Source organism: Terriglobales bacterium (assembly GCA_035454605.1).
Classification (GTDB): domain Bacteria; phylum Acidobacteriota; class Terriglobia; order Terriglobales; family Acidobacteriaceae; genus DATMAB01.
This window is the reverse complement of record DATIGQ010000026.1, coordinates 1-5,709: the sequence shown is the minus strand read 5'-3', so window position 1 is coordinate 5,709 and position 5,709 is coordinate 1. Positions and strand designations below refer to the sequence as shown.

The following is a 5,709-nucleotide window of genomic DNA, read 5'->3' as shown; positions in this document are numbered from 1 at the left end:
AAGTAAGTGTAACCGCGCCGGTCGCGGCGAGGCGGGTCGATGCACGCCGTCTGCTTCCCGGCGCGGCGAGGGAGTTCGCCGCTTACGCGACAACAGTACGGGGGGCGGCGTCCAGCGTGCAACCCGATTCCTGGGCGAAGTCTGGGTAAACGAAAGGGGCTAGCGGCGCTGCGTCCGCTAACCCCTCGTCGTCAATGGTTGCGGGGGCTGGATTTGAACCAGCGACCTTTGGGTTATGAGCCCAACGAGCTACCAGACTGCTCCACCCCGCGAACTCATCTTAGCAAAACAATCGCCTCGTGTCAGCCGTCGAACGCTGCGCGCAGAATGAATCGGCGCTGCGTCGTCAGCTTTTCATCTTGGGGCGCTCGCAGGCGGTAACGATCTTGGTCGGGTCGAGGGCTTCGCTGTCGAGCTGCATCTCCACGATCTTTCCGCTCTTGTCGATCAGATAGGTGACGCGGCGTGCGGCCTTGTACTTGGGCTCGTAGATGCCGTAGGTGCGCGTGACGTCGCCTCCCCAGTCACTCAACAGCGGGAAGCTGACGCCGAGTTGTTCGGCGAAGGCTTTGTTGGCGAACATGCTGTCCATGCTCACACCCAGCACCTGGGTGTCGGTGGCCTCCAGCTTCGAAAGATTCTGCTGGTAGGCCTTGAGTTCCCTCGTTCAACCGCCGGTAAAGGCGAAGACATAGAACGCCAGCACCACGTTCTTCTTGTCGCGGAAGCTGCTGAGGGTGACTTCCTTGCCGGACTGGTCTTTGAGCGTGAAGTCGGGTGCGACATCGCCGACCTTGAACTTGGGCGGCGGAGCGGGCTTCGCCTCATCGGCCAACGAAGCGGCGGGTCCCGCCAGCAAGGCAGCAACCAGCAGGAGTTCGCGCATAGGATCCTCCAGGGACGAGAGCCAAGCCTACTCAGGCCACCCCTGAGCGTCAACTGCGGGAGCGCATTGCCTGAATGACCGTTCACCCGGTAGAGTCAGAGAGGCCAGCGGCAGGTCGCAGGCGTTGGAAGCGATAAGCCGTGCGCAGATCTGCCGACACCAGGAATTCATGGCAAAGCAGAAAACCAAAGTCGAAGACGTGAGCCAGGCTCGGAAGAGCGCGAACGGCGCAGCCAAGTACCAGCGCATTCTGGACGCGGCCATCGACGTGATTGCCGAGAAGGGGTACTTCCAGTCGCGGGTCTCGGATATCGCCCAGCGGGCGGGTGTGGCCGACGGCACCATCTATCTATATTTCCGTAACAAGGAACAGATCCTCACCGCGGCCATTGATGCCGCCTTCGCCGCCTTCCTGGAAAAAGCGCGGCGCGAGGTGGAGCAGGCGAAGGATCCGCGTGAACGGCTTCGCCGCGTGGCCCTGCTGCACTTGAAGGCCATGGGCGAGCATCGTAGTCTCGCCGTAGTCTTCCAGACCGAATTGCGGCAGAGCGCCAAGTTCCTGGCCCAGTTCTCCCACCAGCGCCTGGTGGAGTACTTCGAACTGATCCGCCGCGTGGTACGCGAGGGACAGGAGGCGGGGCTGTTCCGGCGCGGCATGTCAGACAAGATCGCGGCTAACTGCTTTTTTGGAGCGCTGGATGAAATGGTGACTTCGTGGGTGCTGAGCGAGCGCGAGTATGCGCTGGCCGGCGCCGCCGACGCGGTGGCAGACCTGATCCTGAAAGGCATGGAGACGCGCGAGGGGGCATGAAGCCGCAGACTATTGTCGACGTCTTCTACGCCGCGGTGGAGCGCAACGCCGCTCGCGTGATGACATTCAAGCAGACCATCCGCTGGATCGATATCAGTTCCCACGAACTGTACCGCGACGCGGTGGGCACGGCGAGGACGCTGGAGAGTTGGGGCATACACAAGGGTGAGCGTGTCGCCATCCTGAGCGAAAACCGTCCGGAGTGGGCCGTGGCGGATTTCGCCACGCTGCTGCTGGGAGCGGTGGACGTGCCCGTTTATCCCACGCTGCCCCCGGACCACGTGGCCTACATACTGAACGATTCCGGCGCGCGTGTGGCGTTCGTTTCCACCATCGAACAACTCAAGAAGGTCAACTCCATCCGAAGCCAGACGAAGATCGAGAAGGTCGTCTGCATGGACTACGTAGGCTCGACCGAGGGCCTCCCCATGCACCGCATGATGCACAACCAGCCTCCGGGGCGGGACGCGGAGTTCGACGCCCGCGCACGCCAGGTGCAGCCTGACGACCTGGCGACCATCGTGTACACCTCGGGGACGACCGGGAAACCAAAGGGCGTGATGCTCACCCACCGGAACCTGGCCTCCAACGTGAGTTGTTCGCTCGAGGACCTGGGACTGGAGCCGGGGCATCTGTGCATCTCCTTCCTGCCGCTTTCGCACATCACGGCGCGCCACCTGGACTACGTCTGCTTCGCCTACGGCGTTACCCTGGCCTATTGCGCCAATATCGACAAAGTCTTCGAGGTGGCGGCGGAGGTGCGTCCCACGCTGTTCGTGGCGGTGCCGCGCATCTATGAAAAAGTACAGGCAACCGTGCGCCGGCTGGCCGGCCACGGACTGAAGCGTTCCGTTTATGACTGGGCCATCGAAACCGGACGCAAGCATCGCCAGGAAACGCTGGCGGGCAAGCAGCCCACGAGCATGGCCTGGAAGCTGGCCGATTTCCTGCTCTACTCGAAGATCCGCAAAGCGTTCGGCGGGAACGTATTGGCTTACATCTCCGGCGGCGCGCCGCTGGGGCGAGACCTGGCGGAATGGTTCGCCTGCGTCAGCATCCGCATCTTCGAGGGCTACGGCCTCACAGAAACCTCGCCGGTCATTGCCCTGAATCATCCCAGCGCCCACAAGATCGGCACGGTGGGGCAACCGTTGCGCAACGTCGAGGTGCGCATCGCAGAGGATGGCGAGGTTCTCGTCCGCGGGCCGTCGGTGTTCCAGAGCTACTGGAATCTACCTGAAGAGACGGCACAAGCGTTCACTCCGGACGGCTGGTTCAAGACCGGCGACATCGGCACGCTGGACGCCGAAGGCTACCTCGCCATCACCGACCGTAAGAAGGACCTGATCAAGACCTCGGGCGGGAAGTTCGTGGCGCCGCAGCCTATCGAGAAGTCGCTCAAGACGAATCCGCTGGTGGCGGAAGCGGTAGTCATCGGCGACAAGCGCAAGTTCGCCATGGCGCTGGTGGCGCCGCATTTCGAGATGCTGGAAAGCTGGGCGCACGCCAACGACGTGCCGTTCGGCTCGCGCCAGGACCTGGTCGCGAACGCCAAGGTGCAGGCACTTTATGAGGGCATTGTGGCCGAGGTCAACCGGAACCTGGCGCAGTTCGAGGCTTTGAAGCGCGTGCTGGTGGTGGCGGACGAGTTCACGGTTGCCGACGGCTCCATGACGCCCTCCATGAAGCTGCGACGGCGGGTAGTGGAAGAGCGCTACCGGCAACAGATCGAGGAGATCTACGCGCAGCCGGCGCCGGCGGTGGTGCCAGTCGCCACGTAGCAGGAGGCAGCACGCCGGAATTGGATCTCAGGTGTCCTCTGTCTTTGAGCTCCTACCTTTGTGTGAGTCCGAACCGAGCCCAAACAGAAGAAAATAGAAACCAGTACAGAGAATCCCGCCGATAGCACTAATTACGCCTCTTGGAATTGAGTTGTTAACTCGGTATTCACTCCAGAAATCAAACACGAAAAACGCTCCAAAAACGACCAGGACTACGCCGAGTTTCAACCCGCCGTTCGCAGAACGTTGCAAATCCATGATGCTGCTTCCCCCACCACAATCGCCGCGGAATCGGCGAATGTCCGAGTTGGAATCAATAGATTCCGCTACCGCACTACCCCTTCGAGCGGCGAGCTGGCTGTCGCGTAGAGCTTCTTGGGCATGCGGCCGGCGAGATAGGCGGCGCGGCCTGCGATGACTGCATGTTTCATCGCTTCCGCCATGAGCACGGGATCTTCGGCGTTCGCGATCCCGGAGTTCATGAGCACGCCGTCGTAGCCCAGCTCCATGGCGATGGTGGCGTCCGAGGCCGTGCCCACGCCTGCGTCCACGATCAGCGGCACATCGGTGATCATCTCGCGCAGGATGCGCAGGTTGGCGGCGTTCTGGATGCCCAGGCCGCTGCCGATGGGCGCGCCCAGAGGCATCACGGCGCTGGCCCCGGCGTCAATCAGGCGTTTCGCAACCACCACGTCATCGGACGTATAGGGCAGGACGGTAAAGCCTTCTTTCACCAGCACGCGCGTGGCTTCGATGGTGGCCTGCACGTCCGGGTAGAGCGTGCGCTCATCGCCGATCACCTCGATCTTCACCCAGTCCGAGAGCCCGACTTCGCGCGAGAGCCGGGCAGTGCGCAAAGCGTCCTCCGCGGTGTAACAGCCGGCGGTGTTGGGCAACAGGAAATACTTCGCAGGATCGATGAAGTCGAGCAGCGATTCCTTGGAGCGGTCGAGGTTGACGCGGCGCACGGCCACGGTGACCATCTCGGCGCCCGAAGCCTCGATGGCGCGCGCCGTCTCCTGCCCCGACTTGTACTTGCCCGTGCCTACGATGAGCCGCGAACGGAACTCGCGGCCGGCGATGCGAAAGGAGTCCATACAAATATTCTAATGCGTTCGGGTAACAAGTTTCTCGTTTCTCGTTTCTCGCCAGGGCGGCGATGTAACATCCTTTCTGTGACCCTGGCCGAAAGCCTGGTTTCCGTCTGGCAGCAGGTGCTGGTGGAAAAGACGGGCGTCGTTCGGCTGGAGAAACGGTCCTTCCCTGTGGACCGGACGCGCAAGAAAGGGCTGCGCACCGTCGATTTCTCCTACGGGGGGCACGAGATCACTGGCATCGAGCAGAATCCACGCACACAATCGCGCTGGGCGCAGATGGCGCGCGAAGGCAAACCCGTGATGCAGTTCTCCTGCAAAGGCCGATACATCGGCGTGGTGGCCGACGGCCAGCTTACGCGCTACGGGGCGTGGGAACAGATGGAGCTGCCGGACTAGGGCAGTTCGGAGTTCTTAGAGCGGTCTTGTTCGCTAGTGTCTCTGAGCCGTGGCCGGGGCTGCGGGCTGCTGCTCGTCGGCGGGGACCACGTAGACCACTTCGCCGGGGCGGGCGTAGCGAAGCTGCTCGCGCGCTTCGCGCTCGATCGTAGCCGGATCGGTCTTGAGCGCCTTGATCTGCTGCGTGATGCGCTCGTTCTCGACCTGCAATTGCTGTACTTCCTTTTCGAGCCGCTGGTATTCGGCCCGCTTGCCGTAATAGACCACCATGCCGTTGGCGCCGAAGACCACGTGCGCGGCCATCAGGCCGGCGAGCACGGCGATGCCGGCCGTGGCCAGCTTGCGGCGCGAGGCATAGAGCCTGTCGGTGATGCGGTGCATTCGTTTCATGTGCCCGTTCTACGCGAAAATCCACTGCTTGGCGGCAGCGCTCAGCTTTTCCAGATCCTCCGGCGAGCGCGCCTCGGAATACACGCGCACCACCGGTTCGGTACCGGAGAGCCGGTAGCAGACCCAAGCGCCGTCGTCGAACACCAGCTTCAGGCCGTCGGTGCGGACGACGCGAGCCACGCGCCGTCCGGCCAGCTCACCCGGATCCTGGCCGCACTTAGCAGTGAACTTCTCCTTCACCTCCGGCGTCAAGCGGAAGTTCTCGCGAAGCGGGTAGAAGGAACCAACTTGGTCAAACAGGCGGCGGAGCTGCTGGGAGAGGCTGGCGCGGCGGCGGGCGACCATTTC

General features: G+C 62.7%; 6 protein-coding genes, 1 tRNA gene and 1 pseudogene. 3 read left to right on the top strand and 5 right to left on the bottom strand.

Features of this window, described 5'->3' with window-relative positions; genetic code table 11:
- Nucleotides 1-195 precede the first annotated feature (195 nt).
- Together VLE48_01890 and VLE48_01885 are read right to left on the bottom strand one after the other, a co-directional pair.
- A tRNA-Met gene (locus tag VLE48_01890) sits at nt 196-272 on the bottom strand.
- Nucleotides 273-346: 74 nt separating this feature from the next.
- Nucleotides 347-796: pseudogene (locus VLE48_01885) on the bottom strand (redoxin domain-containing protein).
- A 259-nt stretch (nt 797-1,055) separates the two neighbouring features.
- On the opposite strand from VLE48_01885, the gene VLE48_01880 reads away from it, so the two are divergent.
- Nucleotides 1,056-1,697 (top strand): TetR/AcrR family transcriptional regulator, encoded by a 642-nt coding sequence (locus VLE48_01880; GenBank protein ID HSA91734.1) that lies wholly within the window; start codon nt 1,056-1,058, stop codon nt 1,695-1,697.
- Nucleotides 1,694-3,478: a long-chain fatty acid--CoA ligase gene (locus VLE48_01875; GenBank protein HSA91733.1), complete on the top strand. Its 1,785-nt coding sequence runs from the start codon at nt 1,694-1,696 to the stop codon at nt 3,476-3,478. The genes VLE48_01880 and VLE48_01875 overlap by 4 nt, the downstream gene beginning before the upstream one ends.
- 326 nt (nt 3,479-3,804) lie before the next feature.
- Here VLE48_01875 and VLE48_01870 read toward each other — a convergent pair whose 3' ends face one another.
- Nucleotides 3,805-4,575: a thiazole synthase gene (locus VLE48_01870; GenBank protein HSA91732.1), complete on the bottom strand. Its 771-nt coding sequence runs from the start codon at nt 4,573-4,575 to the stop codon at nt 3,805-3,807.
- 78 nt (nt 4,576-4,653) lie between these two features.
- Between VLE48_01870 and VLE48_01865 the strand changes: the two genes are divergently transcribed.
- Nucleotides 4,654-4,971 (top strand): hypothetical protein, encoded by a 318-nt coding sequence (locus VLE48_01865; GenBank protein HSA91731.1) that lies wholly within the window; start codon nt 4,654-4,656, stop codon nt 4,969-4,971.
- Between the two features lie 33 nt (nt 4,972-5,004).
- On the opposite strand, the gene VLE48_01860 is transcribed toward VLE48_01865, so the two are convergent.
- Together VLE48_01860 and VLE48_01855 are read right to left on the bottom strand one after the other, a co-directional pair.
- Entirely contained in the window at nt 5,005-5,361 is a 357-nt protein-coding gene (locus tag VLE48_01860; GenBank protein ID HSA91730.1) for a septum formation initiator family protein, read from the bottom strand.
- Between the two features lie 9 nt (nt 5,362-5,370).
- On the bottom strand, nt 5,371-5,709 hold a 339-nt coding region (locus tag VLE48_01855), incomplete at its 5' end, for a hypothetical protein (protein ID HSA91729.1).

Excerpts from the sequence above, each read along its gene's own strand:
- VLE48_01870 (HSA91732.1), bottom strand. The coding sequence starts at position 4,575 with ATGGACTCCTTTCGCATCGCCGGCCGCGAGTTCCGTTCGCGGCTCATC.
- VLE48_01880 (HSA91734.1), top strand. The coding sequence starts at position 1,056 with ATGGCAAAGCAGAAAACCAAAGTCGAAGACGTGAGCCAGGCTCGGAAG.
- VLE48_01860 (HSA91730.1), bottom strand. The coding sequence starts at position 5,361 with ATGAAACGAATGCACCGCATCACCGACAGGCTCTATGCCTCGCGCCGC.
- VLE48_01875 (HSA91733.1), top strand. The coding sequence starts at position 1,694 with ATGAAGCCGCAGACTATTGTCGACGTCTTCTACGCCGCGGTGGAGCGC.